14 protein-coding genes and 1 pseudogene are annotated in these 16,468 nt (G+C 73.7%); 8 read left to right on the top strand and 7 right to left on the bottom strand.

Translation table 11 applies throughout. The annotated features are described in order from the left end of the window. Positions 1-2: 2 nt before the first annotated feature. Positions 3-776 (top strand): Dph6-related ATP pyrophosphatase, encoded by a 774-nt coding sequence (locus tag ACVJO7_RS00075; protein WP_491671176.1) that lies wholly within the window; start codon positions 3-5, stop codon positions 774-776. Here ACVJO7_RS00075 and ACVJO7_RS00070 read toward each other — a convergent pair. Together ACVJO7_RS00070 and ACVJO7_RS00065 are read right to left on the bottom strand one after the other, a co-directional pair. Further along, positions 671-1,882: a kynureninase gene (locus ACVJO7_RS00070; protein ID WP_491671175.1), complete on the bottom strand. Its 1,212-nt coding sequence runs from the start codon at positions 1,880-1,882 to the stop codon at positions 671-673. The genes ACVJO7_RS00075 and ACVJO7_RS00070 overlap by 106 nt on opposite strands. A gap of 188 nt (positions 1,883-2,070) precedes the next feature. Further along, complete coding sequence (locus tag ACVJO7_RS00065; protein ID WP_344023696.1) at positions 2,071-3,189, bottom strand: DegT/DnrJ/EryC1/StrS family aminotransferase; 1,119 nt, start codon at positions 3,187-3,189, stop codon at positions 2,071-2,073. Between the two features lie 237 nt (positions 3,190-3,426). On the opposite strand from ACVJO7_RS00065, the gene ACVJO7_RS00060 reads away from it, so the two are divergent. Then, a complete protein-coding gene (locus ACVJO7_RS00060; RefSeq protein ID WP_344023694.1) occupies positions 3,427-5,076 on the top strand; it encodes an FAD-dependent oxidoreductase in 1,650 nt (549 codons plus the stop codon). Between the two features lie 9 nt (positions 5,077-5,085). Here ACVJO7_RS00060 and ACVJO7_RS00055 read toward each other — a convergent pair whose 3' ends face one another. Both ACVJO7_RS00055 and ACVJO7_RS00050 read right to left on the bottom strand, forming a co-directional pair. Continuing rightward, positions 5,086-6,219, bottom strand: coding sequence for a sensor domain-containing diguanylate cyclase (locus ACVJO7_RS00055; RefSeq protein ID WP_491671174.1), 1,134 nt, complete (start codon positions 6,217-6,219; stop codon positions 5,086-5,088). 126 nt (positions 6,220-6,345) lie between these two features. Continuing rightward, entirely contained in the window at positions 6,346-7,503 is a 1,158-nt protein-coding gene (locus tag ACVJO7_RS00050; RefSeq protein WP_491671173.1) for an aminotransferase, read from the bottom strand. Positions 7,504-7,767: 264 nt separating this feature from the next. On the opposite strand from ACVJO7_RS00050, the gene ACVJO7_RS00045 reads away from it, so the two are divergent. Together ACVJO7_RS00045 and ACVJO7_RS00040 are read left to right on the top strand one after the other, a co-directional pair. Beyond that, positions 7,768-8,832, top strand: coding sequence for a helix-turn-helix transcriptional regulator (locus ACVJO7_RS00045; protein WP_491671172.1), 1,065 nt, complete (start codon positions 7,768-7,770; stop codon positions 8,830-8,832). A 123-nt stretch (positions 8,833-8,955) separates the two neighbouring features. Further along, entirely contained in the window at positions 8,956-9,747 is a 792-nt protein-coding gene (locus ACVJO7_RS00040) for a TetR/AcrR family transcriptional regulator (protein WP_491671171.1), read from the top strand. Here ACVJO7_RS00040 and ACVJO7_RS00035 read toward each other — a convergent pair. From ACVJO7_RS00035 to ACVJO7_RS00025, 3 genes and pseudogenes are all read right to left on the bottom strand, one after another. Further along, complete coding sequence (locus ACVJO7_RS00035) at positions 9,734-9,973, bottom strand: universal stress protein (protein ID WP_491671170.1); 240 nt, start codon at positions 9,971-9,973, stop codon at positions 9,734-9,736. The genes ACVJO7_RS00040 and ACVJO7_RS00035 overlap by 14 nt on opposite strands. A gap of 123 nt (positions 9,974-10,096) precedes the next feature. Further along, positions 10,097-10,567: an MFS transporter gene (locus tag ACVJO7_RS00030; protein ID WP_491671169.1), complete on the bottom strand. Its 471-nt coding sequence runs from the start codon at positions 10,565-10,567 to the stop codon at positions 10,097-10,099. A gap of 85 nt (positions 10,568-10,652) precedes the next feature. Then, positions 10,653-11,408 (bottom strand): annotated as a pseudogene (locus ACVJO7_RS00025) (MFS transporter); the annotation flags it as partial. 551 nt (positions 11,409-11,959) lie between these two features. On the opposite strand from ACVJO7_RS00025, the gene ACVJO7_RS00020 reads away from it, so the two are divergent. The 4 genes from ACVJO7_RS00020 to ACVJO7_RS00005 all read left to right on the top strand — a co-directional run bounded on the left by ACVJO7_RS00020 (position 11,960) and on the right by ACVJO7_RS00005 (position 16,276). Next, positions 11,960-13,231, top strand: coding sequence for an ABC transporter ATP-binding protein (locus ACVJO7_RS00020; RefSeq protein WP_491671168.1), 1,272 nt, complete (start codon positions 11,960-11,962; stop codon positions 13,229-13,231). Positions 13,232-13,290: 59 nt separating this feature from the next. Continuing rightward, positions 13,291-14,637 carry an MFS transporter gene (locus ACVJO7_RS00015; RefSeq protein ID WP_491671167.1) on the top strand — a complete coding sequence of 449 codons (1,347 nt, stop codon included), beginning with the start codon at positions 13,291-13,293 and terminating at the stop codon, positions 14,635-14,637. Between the two features lie 284 nt (positions 14,638-14,921). After that, the gene (locus tag ACVJO7_RS00010; protein ID WP_491671166.1) at positions 14,922-15,398 is read left to right on the top strand and encodes an alpha/beta hydrolase; all 477 of its coding nucleotides are present in this window, start codon (positions 14,922-14,924) and stop codon (positions 15,396-15,398) included. A gap of 38 nt (positions 15,399-15,436) precedes the next feature. Then, entirely contained in the window at positions 15,437-16,276 is an 840-nt protein-coding gene (locus ACVJO7_RS00005) for an alpha/beta fold hydrolase (RefSeq protein WP_491671165.1), read from the top strand. The last annotated feature ends 192 nt before the right edge of the window (positions 16,277-16,468 follow it).

Below are 16,468 nucleotides of genomic sequence, written 5' to 3'. Positions count from 1 at the left end.
CCGTGAGCGACGTCTGGGTGAGCTGGTCCGGTGGGAAGGACGCGGCGACCGCGCTCGCCGCGGCGCGCGCGTCCGGGCTGCGGGTGACCGGGCTGCTCAGCACGACCGCGCGCCCGGCCGGGGCGGCGGCCGAGATCCCGGCGCACGGCGTCGGGCTGCCGCTGCTCGAGGCCCAGGCGGCGGCGCTGGGGCTGCCCCTGCACACGGTCGAGCTGCCGTCGCCGTGCCCGGACGGCGAGTACACCGCGCGGATCCGCACTGCGCTCGCCACCGCCCGCGCGGCCGGGGTGTCCCGGCTGGTCTGCGGCGACCTGGCGCTGGCCGACGTCCGCGCGTTCCGCGAGGCGGTCCTCGCGGGCACCGGCGTCGCCGGGGAGTTCCCGCTGTGGGGCACCGGCACCGCGGAGCTGGCCCGGCGGATGATCGGCGACGGCCTGCGCGCGGTCGTCGTCGCCGTCGATCCGGCCCGGCTGCCCGCCGGGCTCGCCGGGCGGGCGTTCGACGCCGCCTTCCTCGGCGACCTGCCCGCCGGGACCGATCCGTGCGGCGAGAACGGCGAGTTCCACACCTTCGTCACCGGCGGTCCCGGGTTCGGCCACGACGTCCCGGTCGACGTCGCGGGCACCGTCGAGCGGGACGGCCACGTGCAGGCCGTCCTGGTCCCGGCCGGTCAGCCGGCGACCAGCGAGCGCAGCACCGACAGCCCGGCGTGCAGCTCCGCGAACGACGTCGACAGCGGCGCCGGGCCGATCCGCAGGCCGTCCGGGCCGCGGTAGTCCGGGATCACCCCGGCGGCGTGCAGCGGCCCGAGCAGCCCGGCGAACCCCGGCCGGGTCAGCGTCACGTGGCCGCCGCGGCGGTCCGGGTCGCGCGGCGACGCGACGGCGACGCCGTGCGGCACCAGCCAGGCGTCGGCCAGCTCCAGGGCGTAGCGGGTGAGCCGCCGCGACTTCTCCCGGACCGCGCCGATCCCGGCCTCGGCGAGCATCTCCAGCGACACCTGCAGCGGCACCGTCGCCAGCACCGGCGGTGTCCCGGACAGCATCCGGCGCACCCCGTCGGCGGGCGCGAAGCCGTCGGTCATGCCGAACGGGTCGGCCCGGCCGACCCAGCCGCGCACCGGGTTCTCGACGTCGGCGAGCAGATCGGCGCGGACGTAGCCGAACGCCGGGGAGCCCGGCCCGCCGTTGAGGTACTTGTAGGTGCAGCCGGCCGCCAGGTCGGCGCCCCAGGCGTCCAGCTCGACCGGGACCGATCCGGCGGAGTGCGACAGGTCCCACAGCACGAGCGCGCCCGCGTCGTGCGCGATCCGGGTGATCGCGGGCGCGTCGGCGATCCAGCCGGACCGGTACCCGACGTGGCTGAAGCTGACCAGCGCGGTCCGCCCGGACACGGCGGCGGCGACCTGCTCCGGGGTGATCCCGGCCGCCGGGTCGGTCCGGATCCGGCGGACGGTCAGGCCGCGCGCGTCGGCGATGCCGTCGAGCACGTCGCGGTCGGTGGGGAAGTTGCCGGTGTCGGTGACGATCTCGTCGCGGCCCGGGCGCAGCGCGACCGCGGCGGTCGCCAGTTTGTGCAGCAGCACCGTCGTCGAGTCGGCGACGACGGTCTGCCCGGGTGCCGCGCCGAGCGCCAGCCCGCCGATCCGGTCGCCGAGCCGTTCCGGCAGGGTCCACCAGCCCTCGTCCCAGCCGCGGATCAGCCGGGTGCCCCAGTCGTCGCGGACGAACTCGGCCAGCCGGTCGGCGGCGGCCGCGGGCGGGCGGCCGAGCGAGTTGCCGTCCAGGTAGGCGACGACGCCCGGGGCGGGGGTGAACCGCTCCCGGAACGACGCGAGCGGATCGGCGGCGTCGTGCGGGGCGGGATCGAGCGGATCGGGCACCCGGCCAGTCTCACCCGGCCGGCGCCCGACGGCCCGGCCGCGGCCCCCGGCGACCCCCGGACAGCAGCCCCGCCACAGCAGGCCCGCCACAGCAGGCCCGCCACAGCAGGCCCGCCGCAGCACGGCCGCCGCAGGAGGCCCGCCACAGCAGGGCCGCCGCAGGAGGCCCGCCGCCGCAGGGGACCTGCTCAGCCGGCCAGCCGCCGGGCCAGCAGCCGGAAGGCCGGCGTCGGGAGCTCCGGCGCCAGGTCGACGGCGCAGGTGCGGGCCAGGATCTCCAGGGTCCGCGGACAGGCGTCCGGGCCGTGGTCGATCTCGGCGTCGACCGCCGCGTACGGGTCCAGCGCCGGGTGCAGCGGGTTGCGGGCCTGCAGCGAGCGCCAGTTCGTGTAGACGTGCCGGCCGGTGTCGATCAGCCGGTGCACGCCGCGGTTCGCGCCGAACTCCACGGCCGCGTCCGGCGTGCCGAACTCCAGCGCGAGCCCGGCGGCGCGCGCCGGATCGTGGTGCGGCACCGGGCGCAGGTCCCGGCCGACCCGCGACGCGAGCGACTCGAGCACGATGCCGCGGTGCTTGCGGCGCCGGGCCAGCTGCGCGTCCAGCCCGGCGAGCTGCGGGCGCAGCACGGCGGCGGACAGCTCGGGCATCCGCAGGTTCACCCCGACGATCAGGTCGGCGTCGGAACCGGCGAAGCCGGCCCGCTCGTAGCTGCCGACGTCGTGGTACATCGACGCCCGCTCGAACAGCCGCGGGTCGTTGGTGACCAGCGCGCCGCCCTCGCCGGAGCGGATGTTCTTGTGCTGGTTGAAGCTGAAGCAGCCGGCGTGCCCGATCGAGCCGGCCCGGCGCCCCCGGTAGGTGACGCCGATCGCCTGGCAGGCGTCCTCGACGACCAGCAGGTCGTGCGCGGCGGCCACCTCCATGATCGCGTCCATGTCGGCGACGTGGTTGATCATGTGCACCGGCAGCACGGCGCGGCTGCGCGGGGTGATCCGGTCCTTCAGGTCGATCGGGTCCATGGTGAGCGACCCGTCGACCTCCACCAGCACCGGCACCGCGCCGACGGCGAGCGCCGCCGCCGCCGTGGACACCCAGGTGTAGGCGGGCACCAGCACCTCGTCACCGGGGCCGATCCCGGCACCGACGAGCGCGGCCACCAGCGCGCTGGTCCCGCTGTTCACGGCCAGCGCGTGTCGCGTCCCGACCAGGTCCGCGAGCTCGCGCTCGAACCGGCCGACCTCCGAGCGGTCCCCGCCGGTGAACCGGCCGAGCTCACCCCGTCCCAGCACGCGGACGGTCGCAGCCATACCCCGCGCGCTCGTCGCCATCGCGGCGAGTCCCATACTTGTCCTCCTGGACCGGTGGTGCCGGACGAACCCGGCGTCCCGGTCGTTCATCACACCGACCACTGTCCCGCGCATTACGGCGGAACCGGACACGACGGTACCCACCGTTGCGCCGGTGCCGCGGCGCCCGCCCCCGGTGACACCGGGCGACGGGGGCCGGCCGGTTCCGCCGACACGACCTGAGAGGACCCGCGCCGCATGCTCATCGACACCAGGCGAGCGCTCCCCGGATCCTGGTTCGAGGCCGAGGTCTGCGTGATCGGGAGCGGCCCGGCGGGCGCCGCCGCGGCCGCCGAGCTGGCCGACCGCGGACTGCGCGTGGTCGTCCTGGAGGGGGGCGGTCCCGGGATGGGCCGCACCGCCCGGGACACCTACCGCGGGATCACCGGGCGCGGCGCGCACGACCCGGTCGACGCCGTCCGCCAGAAGCGGCTCGGCGGCACCTCGATCGTCTGGGGCGGGCGCTGCGCCCCGCTCGACGACGTCGACTTCACCGAGCGCGAGTGGCTGCCCGGCACCACCTGGCCGATCACCCACGACGAGCTCCGCACCTGGTACCCGGTCGCGCAGCGGCATCTCGACGCCGGCGCCTGCGAGTACTCGGCGGCCGGGTCCGGCTTCCCGCTGACCCCGCCGGGGGTGTCGTCGGAGTCGCTGCGCTGGGACGACCTGTGGCGGTGGAGCCCGCCCACGTCGTTCGCGCCGCGGGTGGAGGCGATGGCGAAGTCCGGCCGGATCCGGCTGTTCCTGCACGCCACGGTGGCCCGCCTGGAGCGCGATCCGGTGTCGGGCGCGGCGACCGAGGCGGTCGTCGTCCCGCGTCCGGGGCTGGAGGTGCGGGTCCGGGCGAAGCAGTTCGTCGTCGCGGCGGGCGGGCTGGAGTCCACCCGGATCCTGCTGGCCTCCGACGGGTACGGCGGCACCGGCCTGGGCGCCGGGATCGGCGACGAGCACGGCCAGGTCGGCACCCATTACATGACGCACCCGGTCGGCGAGGTGGGCCGGCTGCGGCTCACCCGGGCCGGCCGCGAGCTCGGCCTGGGCTACCTGCCCACCGACGACGGCGTGTACGCCCGCCGGATGCTCTCGCTGTCCGGCCGGGCACAGGCCGACCACCGGCTCGGCAACCTCAAGGCGGCGCTGTGGTTCGCCGACCCGAAGGACCCCGACCACGGCGACGCGCTGCTGTCGACGTTCGCGCTGACCTACTGGGGGATGGGCAAGCTGCGGGCCGGGTTCAAGGCGGCCGGCACGCACGCCCAATACGCGCGGACCACCGGGATCGGCCGGCACGTCCGGAACGTGGCCGCCGATCCGCTGCGGGTCGCCCGGTTCGCCCGCGGCTGGGCCCGGCCGCGGATCACCGGTGAGCGGCGGCTGCCGTCGTTCATGCCGCTGGACTCGGGGCACTGCAGGCTGCGGTTCGACGCCGAGCAGACCCCCGACCCGGCGAACCGGGTCACCCTGGACCGCGATCGGGACGCGCTCGGCCAGCACCGGCTGCGGGTGGACTACCGGGTGTCGGCGTCGGACCGGGACGCGATCGCGACCTCGCTGAGCCTGATCGGCAAGGAGCTGGAGCGGAGCGGGCTGGCCTACGTCGACATGTCCGACGTCGAGCGGGTGCACGACATGGACATGACCGACGGGACGCACCAGATGGGCCTGCTGCGGATGTCGGACTCGCCGCGCACCGGGGTCGTGGACGCGCAGTGCCGGGTGCACGGGACGCCGAACGTGCACATCGCCTCCAGCGCGGTCTTCCCGTCCGCCGGGGCGGTCGGCCCGACGCTCGCGCTGGTCGCGCTGGCCTGCCGGACCGCGGAGCTGATCGCCCGGGAGTCCTGAGCCGCCCGGTCAGCTCTGCAGCAGGGTGACCCCGGTCCCGGTGGCGCCGTCCAGGGCGGCCCACAGGGCGTCCAGCGGGAGCGGCCGGTGCCGGGTCCGGGTGATCACGGCGTGGCACGGCGTCGGCACGAACGGGAACGCCGAGGACAGCCCGGCGACCGTCTCGCAGAGCCTGCGCGCCACGGTGGCGAGCGACCGGACGTCGAGCCCGGGCAGGATCAGCAGGAACTCCTCGCGGCCGACCCGGACCGCCCGCCCGGACGCCCCGGAGTGCGCGGCGAGCAGCCTGGCGACCCCGCGCAGCACGGCGGTCTCGGCCCGGAACCCGTGCCTGCGGTTGACGGCGCCGAGCCCCTGCACCCGCAGCAGCACCAGGCCCAGCGGCAGCGTGCCGGGGGCGGATCCGGCGGTCCAGCGGTCCAGGAACGCCCGGGTGGGCAGTCCGCTGCGCGGATCGCGCTCGGCGCCGGGCTCCAGCTCGTCGAGCCGGGTCTCGGCCAGGTCGGCCCGCCTGCGCTCCTCGGACAGGTACCGGGCGAGCCGGTCGGCGGCGGCGTCGTAGCGGTGGTCGGTGGCGGTGCCCGGGATCGGGAGCACCCGGGAGAGCACCTCGTCCAGCGTGCCGGTGCGCCGGGCGCCGAGCCGCGGTCCGAGCTGGTGGCGCAGCCGCAGCAGCTCGGCGTGCGCGTCGGCGTGCCGGAACGACCAGCGGGCGGCGAACAGCCTGCCGCGTTCGAGCGACCGGGCCGAGCCGTCGACGGACTCCAGGTCGTGCGCCACGACGGTCGCGCCGGACCGCGGGGTCAGCACGGTGACGCTCCACTCGCGGGTCGCGGGCTCGGAGTCGGCGAGCCGGACGTGGCCGAGCCCGGGCGGCATCCCCGGCGGCGCGGCGCCGGCGGCGGCGACGACCGCACCGCCCGCGCACTCCTGCGCGATCCGGGCCCACGTGGGGAGCTGCGGGGTGAGGTAGCCGGCCCGCTGGAAGAGGCCGACGACGGCCATCGGCCGGTCCCGGGCCGGGGCGAGGGCGAAGTCCTCCACCGCCCGGGACAGAGCGATCAGCAGCGGTTTGGTGACGGTGCGTGATCGGGTGGCGTCGTCGTCGGGCGCGGTGCCGGATCCTGGCTCGGCATCGTGCACCCGGCTCCCTTCACACCCCCGCAGTATCGCCTGTGATCATTGTCCCCCGAGTGTGCACGATCCGCGATCGGCGGGGGGTGCACCCGGGTGACCGGGCCGGGGCGGGCCGGGAGGGCGGGGCCGGGATCAGCCGCCGATCGCGGCGAGCCGGGTGGCGAGCGTGCCGGCCGCGTCGGCGTCCACCCGCCCGACGCTCACCCGCAGCATCTGCCGGTCCTCGGGCAGGAAGGCGGTGCCCGGGATGACCAGCGTGTCGTGCTCGAGCAGCAGCTCGCGGACGACGTCGGTGCTGGGTCGGTCGGTGAACGGATGGCGCACCCAGGCGAAGAACCCGCCGGCGGACACGACCTCGAACCCGCCCGGCCGGGGCGCCAGCGCGTCCACCAGCCACTGCCGCCGCCGGGCGATCTCGGCCACCCGCCCGGCCCGCCAGGCACCGGCCCGGGTGAGGCCGGTCAGGGTCGCCTCCTGCCCGGCCCGCGGCGCGCAGATCGCGATGCAGTCGAGCACCTTGAGCACCTCGCGGTTCAGCTCCGGCGCGCCGACGACGGCGCCGACCCGGTAGCCGGGGATCGCCAGGTCCTTGGAGAACGAGTGCAGGCTGACCACGGTGGAGCGCCACTGCGGATCGGCGAACAGCGGGTGCGCCGGGGCGTCCGTGTCCCGGAAGGACCGGTAGGTCTCGTCCAGCACGAGTGCGAGGTCGTGCCGCCGGGCCAGCTCGGCGAACGTGACGATCTCGGCGGGCGGGACCGTGACCCCGCTCGGGTTGCCCGGGGTGACCAGTACGATCGCCCGGGTCCGCGGGGTGATCAGCGCCTCGGCGTCGGCGGCCCGGGGCACCAGATCGGCGTCCGGTTCCAGGTAGACCGGCCGCACGCCCTGCAGCCGGACCCACATGTCGTGGTTGAAGTAGTACGGCAGCGGCATGACCAGCTCGTCGCCCGGACCGGCGAGCGCCGAGACGACGGTGGTGAACGCCTGGTTGCAGCCGGCCGTGACCACCACGTCGGACGGGTCGATCCCACCGGCGTAGTCCCGGCTCAGCTCCTCGGCGACGGCCCGGCGCAGCGCCGGCAGGCCGGGCACCGGCGCGTAGCCCGCGCCGGCCGGGTCCCTGGCGACCTCCACGACCCGCTCGACGACCTCCGGTGCCGGCGGGTAGGGCGGGGCGGCCTGGGAGAGGTCGAGCAGCGGCCGGCGTCCGTCGTGCAGGGCGAGCAGCGCCTGCGCTGCGCCGATCGGGGAGTCGATCCCACCGGTCGTCGTCGGGTCGAGTCGCAACGCTGGCCGCCGTCCTCTCGGTCGTCGTCGGGCGTCCGTCGGCGGAGCCCGGCGCAGTCTAGTCAGCGGAGCCGGGCGCAGTCACAACCTAATTGCGACTACACGTCGCTATTGCGGTGGGGCGATCGCGTAAACATGCCGCAAAGGACGGCGGGTGCGCTTGTCCAACCTGGAGCCTGGCCTTACATTGGTACGTCTGTTGTAACATTGACTGGCGGTTCGAGAACCGGGCCGCGCGGTGACCCGGAACCCGAGGGGGTTTCCATGGGAGAGCCGGAGAGCTCTCGGGCGGTGGGGCTGCGGACGTGTGTCCCGCACGGGACGACCGTCGAACTCGACACGACCGACGTGGAGCAGGCCCGCGCGGTGGTGGGGCGGGCGTACGCGCCGCACACCATCACCGTCCGCGGCGATCCCGGCCGGTTCCGCGCCGTTCAGGCCTCGCTGTCCGACGGGCCGGTCGCGCTGGACGAGCTGCGCTACGGCACCGAGTGCGACGTCGTGGCCACCGCGCCGCTGGACCGGGTGCACTGCGTGGTGCAGCCGATCAGCGGCACGGTCACGGTGAGCGGCGGCCGGTCGTCGGAGACGCTCGTCCCCGGCCGGTCGGTGGCGCTCGACGCCGAGCTCGAGTTCCGGATGCACTGGCACGACGACGCCGCGATCAGCGGGATCCGGATCGACCGGGTCGCGTTCGACGCCGCGGTCGCCGACATCGTCGGCGACGATCCGGTGCCGCTGCCCCGGTTCCTGCTCCGCTGCCCGACCTCCGAGCGCGACGCCCGGCTGTGGCAGTCGGGCGTGCAGCTGCTCGAACGTTCCCTGCGCTCCGCGGAGCTGCGCGAAGCGGGCTCGCTGTGGCGGGCCGAGCTGCACCGGCACCTGGTCGGCGTGCTGCTGGCGACCCACCCGACGGAGTCGCGGTACCCGCAGGCCACCCCCGGTGCGGTGCCGCGCTCGGCCGCCTCCCGGGCCGTCGACTACCTGCACGAGCACGCCGGCGAGCCGTTCAGCGCGCGGGCGGTGGCCCGGGCGAGCGGCACCTCGGTCCGGTCGATGCAGGAGGCGTTCCGGCGCGAGCTCGGCACCAGCCCGCTGCAGATGCTGATCCGGATCCGGCTGGCGAAGGCCTGCGCCGACCTGCGGGCCGGCGACCCGGCCGTCGTGACGGTGGCCGACGTCGCCAGCCGCTGGGGGTTCGGCAACCTCGGCCGGTTCTCCCGCCGGTTCCGCGAGGAGTTCGGCGAGCTGCCCTCCGACGTCCTGAAGAACTGCCGAAAGGACAGCTGTGACCGCACCGGCCGGTTCCATGACGACACGATCAGGTGAACCTTCGGCTAGGGTGTCCGGACGAACTCGTCCCGCCGGGGGCGGGCCGGACCGTGCGGCGGGGGGATGGTGCCCCGGCGGCGCCCGGCTCCCGGCGGCCGCCACGGAGGTGTCACAGCGCCGATGTCGAGGGGTGGCCCCGCTTCCGGGAACTTCCAGCAGCTCCGGGTGGACGTCCTCGATCCCGGCCGGGAGCCGCCCGACGCCACCGCGGGCCGGGTGCTGTCCGCGGCCCGGCGGGTGGTCGAGGAGTTCGGGCTGCGGCGCTTCACGATGGACCAGGTCGCCCGGCGGGGCCGGGTCTCCCGGATGACCGTCTACCGGCACTTCCCGCGCAAGGACGAGCTGGTCCGCGCGCTGCTGACCGCCGAGCTGCGGTGGTTCACCACCGAGGCCGACGCGGTGGTCGCGGCGGAGCCGACGATCGACGGCAAGCTCGCCGTCGGCGTCCGGTTCTGCGTCGAGCACCTGCGCCGGCACCCGGTGCTGGCCCGGTTGCTGCGGACCGAGCCGGAGATCCTGCTCCCGCACCTGACGACCGCGGGCGGTCCGCTGATCTCGGTGGCGTCCGAGTGGATCTCCGGTCACGTGCGGCGGGAGGTCGCGGCCGCCGGGCTGCAGATCCCGCCCGGGCACGTGCAGCCGCTCGCCGAGCTGCTGGTCCGGCTGGTCGTGTCGCTCGTCCTCAATCCGGTCTCCACCCTCGATCTCGACTCCGACGAGGGCTGGGACCGGGTCCGCGCCCTCTACGTTGCGCCGTTCGTGGCGGTGCTGGCCCGGGAGGCGGAGCCGGCGGGGGGCGGGGCCGCCGAGCCAGCCGAGCCCGCCGAGCCTGCCGCGGCCGCCGTGCCGGCGGTTCCCGCCACGTCCGGCGCGGCCGAGGCGGCGGCGGTCGCCTCGGTCAACCAGCCTTGACGGCGAGCACCGGGACCGGGGCCCGCAGCAGCAGCCGCTGCGACACGCTGCCGAGCACCGCCTTGCCCACCGGGCTGCGCCGGCGCAGCCCGATCACCAGGCACTGCACGTCGCCGCGCCGCTCGATCTCGTCGAGGACCGCGTCGACCGGGTCGCGGTCGCCCGATCCGTCCCGCTCGATCACCGGGAGGCCCCCGCCGATCGGGTCGAGGGTCAGGTTCAGCACGACCAGTTCGGTGCCGAGCAGGGTCGCCTCGGCGCTGCCCGCCTGCAGGGAAGCCGCCCCCCGGGACCGGCCGGAACCGGCGCCAGAACGCTCACGTCGTCGTCCTTCCGATCGTCGGGTGGATCATGAGTAGCGCTCGCGGAACTCGGCCTCGAGCTGCTCGAGGGACCGGCCGCGGGTCTCCGGGACCATGGTGTGGACGAAGGCGAGCGCCGCGAGCCCCAGCGCCACGAAGATGAAGAACGTCGAGGCGATCCCGATGCCCTCGACGACCGGCGAGAACACCAGCGCGACCAGCGCGTTGGCCAGCCACAGCGCCAGCACGCTGATCCCGATCGCCATGCTGCGGATCCGCAGCGGGATTATCTCGGAGAGGATCAGCCAGGTCAGCGGCCCGAGCGTGCCCTGCATGCAGAACACGAACAGCACGATGAACACCAGGATGAAGTAGGCCTTCACCGGGCCGTCCGGCAGCAGGAACGCCGACAGCCCGACCAGCAGGTGCATCGTCGTGGTCAGGGCGAACCCGGCGAGCAGCATCGTCCGGCGGTCGATCCGGTTGATGATCAGGATGCCGACGGTGATGCCGAGCACGCTGAACAGCCCGGTTGAGCGTGTTGAAGATGATCGCGGCGTTGGCCGAGAACCCGGCCTGCCCGAGCAGCTGGGTGCCGTAGTACATCACCGAGTTGATCCCGGAGAACTGCTGGAAGACGCCGAGCAGCGCGCCGATCACGATCAGCCTGCGGATCCAGCGGACCCCCAGGTCGACCGTCCCGCCGGTCCGGCTCTGCCGCTCCTCGTCGGCCAGCCGGTGCACCTCGGCCATCTCGGCCTCGGCGCGTTGCGGGGTCCGCACCTGGCTCAGCACGGCGAGGGCCTCGTCGGTCCGGCCCTGCGCGACCAGCCAGCGCGGACTCTCCGGCATTCGGAGCATCCCGATGAACAGCGCGATCGCCGGCAGCACCGCGACCAGCAGCATGACCCGCCAGATCGCGTGGACGTCGCCCCAGAGGTTGTAGATGATCGCGTTGATCACGAACGCGGCGAACTGCCCGGAGACGATCATGACCTCGCTCCGGGTGACCAGCGCGCCGCGCCGCTCGGCGGGCGAGATCTCCGCGAGGTAGACCGGCACCGTCGCGGACGCCCCGCCGACGGCGAGGCCGAGCACGAACCGGAACACCGAGAGGATCTCCCAGTTCGGTGCGACGACGCAGCCGAGCGTGCCGACCATGAACACGATCGCCAGCAGCAGGATGTTGTGCCGGCGGCCGTAGCGGTCGGACAGGGCCCCGCCGACGAAGGCGCCCGCGGCCGCGCCGAAGATCAGGATGCTGACGACGAAGCCCTCGGTGAACGCGGTCAGCGCGAGGTCCCGGGTGAGCGGCTCCAGCGCGCCGTTGATGACGCCGGTGTCGTAGCCGAACAGCAACCGCCGAAGGTGGCGATGACGGTGATCAGTCCGAGGTGCCGCGAGTGCGGCCCTCTGGTGTCCGGAGGCAGCTCGGTGGCCCCCGCACCGGCGTGCAGTGACATGACATGACGGATCCCCCCCCCGTTGAGGCGGCCGGATCCTGGGCGGTGTCGCACACCGGGCGGTGGCCGCGACGCGTACGACGCCCGGTGCGTTCGTGCTGGTGTGGCGGTCGGCGGTGCCGTACCGCGTCGACGGATCGGTGGATCGGGATCGGATCCGGCCGGCTCTCCTGCCTGGGAGTGCGCGGTGACGGAAACGGTAGTTGCGACATGCACACAGGCAATAACTTGTTCAGACATATAGTTAAAGAATCATCGGTGAGTACTTCCGTCCGACGGAGCAGTCGTGGCGGAGGGCGACTTCGACTCTGCTCTGAACGAGTGGTTCGGCCCGCGGACCACCCCCTCGTGCGGAGTGTCGTATTGCGCTGTGTATCTTTGTGATCTGCAACACTACTGATCGGATGTGCCAAACAGTGATGGTCGGGTGACGGCGGGGGGCCGATCGTGAGCGCCGTGGAGTTCCGGGACGTGAGCAAGCGCGCCGCTGACGGGTCGTTCGCGGTGACCGAGGTGAACCTCGAGGTGAAGTCCGGCGAGACGGTCGTCGTGCTGGGGCCGGCCGGGAGCGGCAAGTCGACGCTGCTGCAACTGGCGGCGGGGGTGACGGCGCCGTCGGCGGGCGCCGTGCTGCTCGACGGCAGCCCGGTCGTCGACGTTCTCCCGCAGGACCGGCCGCTCGCGATGGTCTCCCAGCAGCAGGACCTCTATCCCCGGCTCGACGTCGGCGAGAACATCGCCCTGCCGCTGAAGCTCTCCGGCCTCGACGCGGAGCAGCAGGAGGTCCGTGTCGAGGCGATGGCCGAGCGACTCGGCCTCGCCGGGCTGCTCCGACTGCGGCCGCGCGAGCTGTCGGCCAGTGACCTGCGGCGGGTCGCGCTCTGCCGGGCAATGATCCGCAGGCCGCGCCTGCTGCTGCTCGACGAACCGCTCACCGGGACGGACGCGGGCTCGCTCGACGGGCTGCGGCCCGTCGTCTCCGAACAGATCCAGGACCTGGGCGCCACCGTGATCTACACGGCGGCGGACTCCGGCGCTGCACCGGACGCGGTGGACCGCATCGTGATCCTCCGGGACGGCCGGATCCGCGACGTCGGCACCCCGCGCGGGCTCTGGACCGATCCGGCCACGGTGTTCACCGCGGCCGCGCTCGGTGACCCGCCGATGAACCTGGTCGAGGTGAGCGTGCACGTCGGGTTGGACGAGTTCGTCGCGCTCGGCGTCGGCGCCCACTACCTGCGGCTTCCCTGGCACGACATCCGGTCCCGGGCCATCGCGCACTACCACGGCGAGCGGCTGGTACTCGGCGTCCGGCCGGAGGCCGTGCGCCCGGGCCAGGCCGGGAACGCCCTGCAGGGCCGCGTACTCGACGTCGAGCAGCGGGCGGGCGGGACGTACGCGCGGCTCGACATCGGCGCCGGGGCGGTCGACACCGGGCCGCCCGAGGCCGACCGCTCGGCCGCCCGGCGCGGTTGGTTCGGTCGTCTCGGCGGTGGCCGCGGCACGGCGGCCCCGATCGCCGACACCGTTCTCCCGCCGCTCGACCGGCCGGCCAGGGCCGCGGTGTTCGTCGTGCGACTGCCCCCCGGCAGCAGTGTCGTACCGGGGCGGACGATCCCGGTCGGTTTCACCCTGAGCGACATCCACCTGTTCGACGAGCGCGGTCTGCGGGTCGATCTCGGATCCGGTTCGGCGGGCTCGCCCGCGGGCCGTCGCTGACCGTCGCTCCCACACCACCACCCGTCTCCCCGCCCACCCCGATCACGATGGGATCCCGCATGTCCGGTACCGCCTCGGCGCCACCTCAGATGCCCGATCCGGTCCGGGCCCGCAATGCCCGGCGCGCGGCCTGGGGTGCGTTCGTCGGCACCGCGATCGAGTGGTACGACTTCTACGTCTACGGGACGGCCGCCGCGCTCGTGCTCGGCAAGCTGTTCTTCCCGGTGGCCAGTCCCGTCGTCCAGACGCTGTCCGCGCTCGGGACGTTCGCCATCGGGTTCGTGCTGCGCCCGGTCGGCGCGGTGCTGTTCGGTTACATCGGCGACCGGGTCAGCCGGAAGACCTCGCTGTTGCTCACCCTGGTGCTGATGGGCGGTTCGACGACCGCGATCGGGTTGCTGCCCACCTACGAGTCGATCGGGCTTCTCGCACCGGTCGCGCTGATCACCTTCCGGATGCTGCAGGGGCTGTCGGTCGGCGGCGAGTGGGGCGGTGCGGTGCTGATCGCGTCCGAGGCGGCACCGCGGCACCGCAAGGTGCTGGCGGCGTCGATGGCGCAGGTGGGCGCTCCGGTCGGGTCGATCCTGTCCACCGCGGTCTTCCTGTTGCTGCCCTCCGGTGACTTCCTGGTCGACGGCGGCTGGCGGATCCCGTTCCTGCTCAGCGGGACGCTGCTGGTCGTCGGACTGGTGCTGCGCCTCAAGCTGGAGGAGAACGAGGAGTTCCTCGCCGCCCGCGAGCGACAGCGCCGCGATCCCCGTCGCCGGGTCCCGATCTTCGAGCTGCTGCGCACCTTCCCGCTGACCAACCTCTGCGTGTTCCTGACCAGCTGTGCGGTGTCGGGGGTCTACTTCCGGAACGTCTTCGCCCTGAGCTGGGCGACCGAGACCCGCGGGGTGGCGCAGCAGGTCTTCCTGAACGCCTTGCTGATCGGCGCGATCCTGCAGACCGTGCTCACCCCGCTGGCGGCGATGGCAGCGGACCGGATATCCGCCCGCCAGGCTCAGCTGACCTTCACCGTGGTCTACCTGGTGGTCGGGCCGATCCCGCTGATCGTGCTGGTCGGGACCGGCGACACGGTCCTGGTCTACGTCGGGATCCTGCTGTCCTACGTCGGGCACGCCGTGTACTACGCGACGCTGTCCGGCTTCCTCGCCACGCTGTTCCCGGCCGAGCTGCGGTTCACCGGGATCTCGCTGGGCTACCAGCTCGCCGGCTCGCTCGTCTCCGGTCTGGTCCCGCTGGCGGCGATGACGATGGTGGGCGAGGACGGGACCGCCACCGCCGGCGTCCAGGTCCTCTACACCGGGCTCATCGTGGTCGCGCTGGTCGGAGCGGCCTGGGGGAGCGCGGTCTCCCGACGGGAGACGATGCGCTACCTGGGGGTGCCGGTGGTCAGGCGGTGAGGCTCTGTGGCCTGCACGACGGTCCGGCCGACACGCGCCCGCAGCAGACCCGTCGCGCTCGGATCCCCCGCCGCCCCGACCACGCTCCAACTCCCCGCTCGCCTTCAGCGTGCCGGCGGGACGGCGATCGAGGTGATCGGGACGGGTGCTTCCACAGTCCGGCACCGGCTGATCCGGCTGTCCGCGACGACGACGTCGCCCTGAGCCCAGCGGGTTGCCCGCCGGGACCACGGTCACGGTCGACGGCCAGGCGGTGGTCCTGTCCTCCGAGGTGCCGGGCGGCCATGAGGCCGCGCATCGCCGCCGGTTCTGGCGGGTCAAGGTCGACGACTCGGCCGCCGGCCGGACGGTCACGCCGGTCCTCGTCTGCTGACCACGGCACGGCCGCGAGTGGCCACGGCCTCTTCGGCTACTCCTACGGCGGACTCTTCAGTCTCTATGCCTGGCTCACCGGCAGCACGCTGTTCGAGAGCATCGGAGCCGGCAGCCCCGGCGTCCTCGATGAGAACAGCCAGGTCTTCGCCCTGCTCGAGAAGCTCGGCGACGACCTGCCCTCCACCGAGCTCCACCTGACCCTCAACGACCGGGAGCTGCTCGGGGACCTGGCCGTCTACCAGAACCTGACGAAGAACACGGCCACCGTCCTGCACCGCCTGAGGGCCGGTGGTGCAGCCGTCACCAGCGCGGTCCTGCGCGAGACCCACGTGACGGGCCTGCAGGCCTCGTTCCTCAGCTACCTCAGGACCTGCCGGGCTCAATGAGTCCACACACGACAGATAACGTCGAGTACGGAGTGAGAATGAAGCAAGTGGTCCTGGTCCCAGGATTTTGGCACGGGACGTGGTGCTGGAACCTCACGACCATCAGATTGGCCGGGCGCCGGATTCCCTCGGTCGCGGTCGACCTGCAGGGGCAGGGCCTCGACGGTGTACCGCCCGAGTCCTACTGGCGACGTCCGTTCGAGGAGGATGCCTTCTGCTCGGAGTCGTCACCGGTCGCGTCGGTCACGGCCACGACCGCGGCGCGTGATCTGATCTCGAAACTCGGCTCGATCGGGGGAGGCGAGCCGTGTGTCGTCGTCGCGCACAGCATGGGTGGGGCCGTCGCCACGCTGGCCGCAGAACTGGAGCCGTCCCTGTTCTCGCACATCGTCTATGTCGCCGCTCTGGCACCCGTCGACGGCGTTCCCGCCGGTGCGTACATGGCCAGCCCGAACAGTGCCGGCGAGCAGGGGACGGCACTGTTGAGGGGGGATCCGCGGACCGTGGGCGCCTCGCGGATGGACACCGGCGACCGCGGCGGTCACGAAGCCATTCGAGCGGCCCTCTACGGTGACGTCCCCGTCCCGATCGCCGACGCGGCCATCACGCTTCTCAACGTCGACGCGCCGGTGGGAATGGCCCTCGAGCCGGTGTCCGCCACTCGTGAGAACTTCGGCAGCGTGCCGCGGACGTACGTCGTCTGCGAGCGCGATCGAATGATCCCGCCGCGGATGCAGGAGGAGTACGTCGAGGCGATTGACCGGATCTCCGCGACGACGACGAATGTGGTCAGGATCGATTCCTCGCACTCGCCGTTCCTGTCGCAGCCCGACGTGGTGGCGGACGTCATCGCCGAGGCGTGGAAAGGAGCCCGCTGAACGGGCGCGACCCCCTGCCCATGAGTGGCGGAGGGGTACTCGCCGTCGAGTGCGACGCGGACGCCGGCCTGATCCGCACGCTCACCGAACTGATCAATGAGCCTTTGCCAACCTGATCATCCGTTGGCGATCATGAGGGTCTGAACTGCGGCGACGAGCTCGGCGGCCCGGCTCGGGCAGGACCGGATCTTG

The organism is Pseudonocardia sp. DxW (assembly GCF_058448985.1).
Note: the sequence above shows the minus strand (reverse complement) of the source record. Positions and strands in the feature narration are given on the sequence as shown.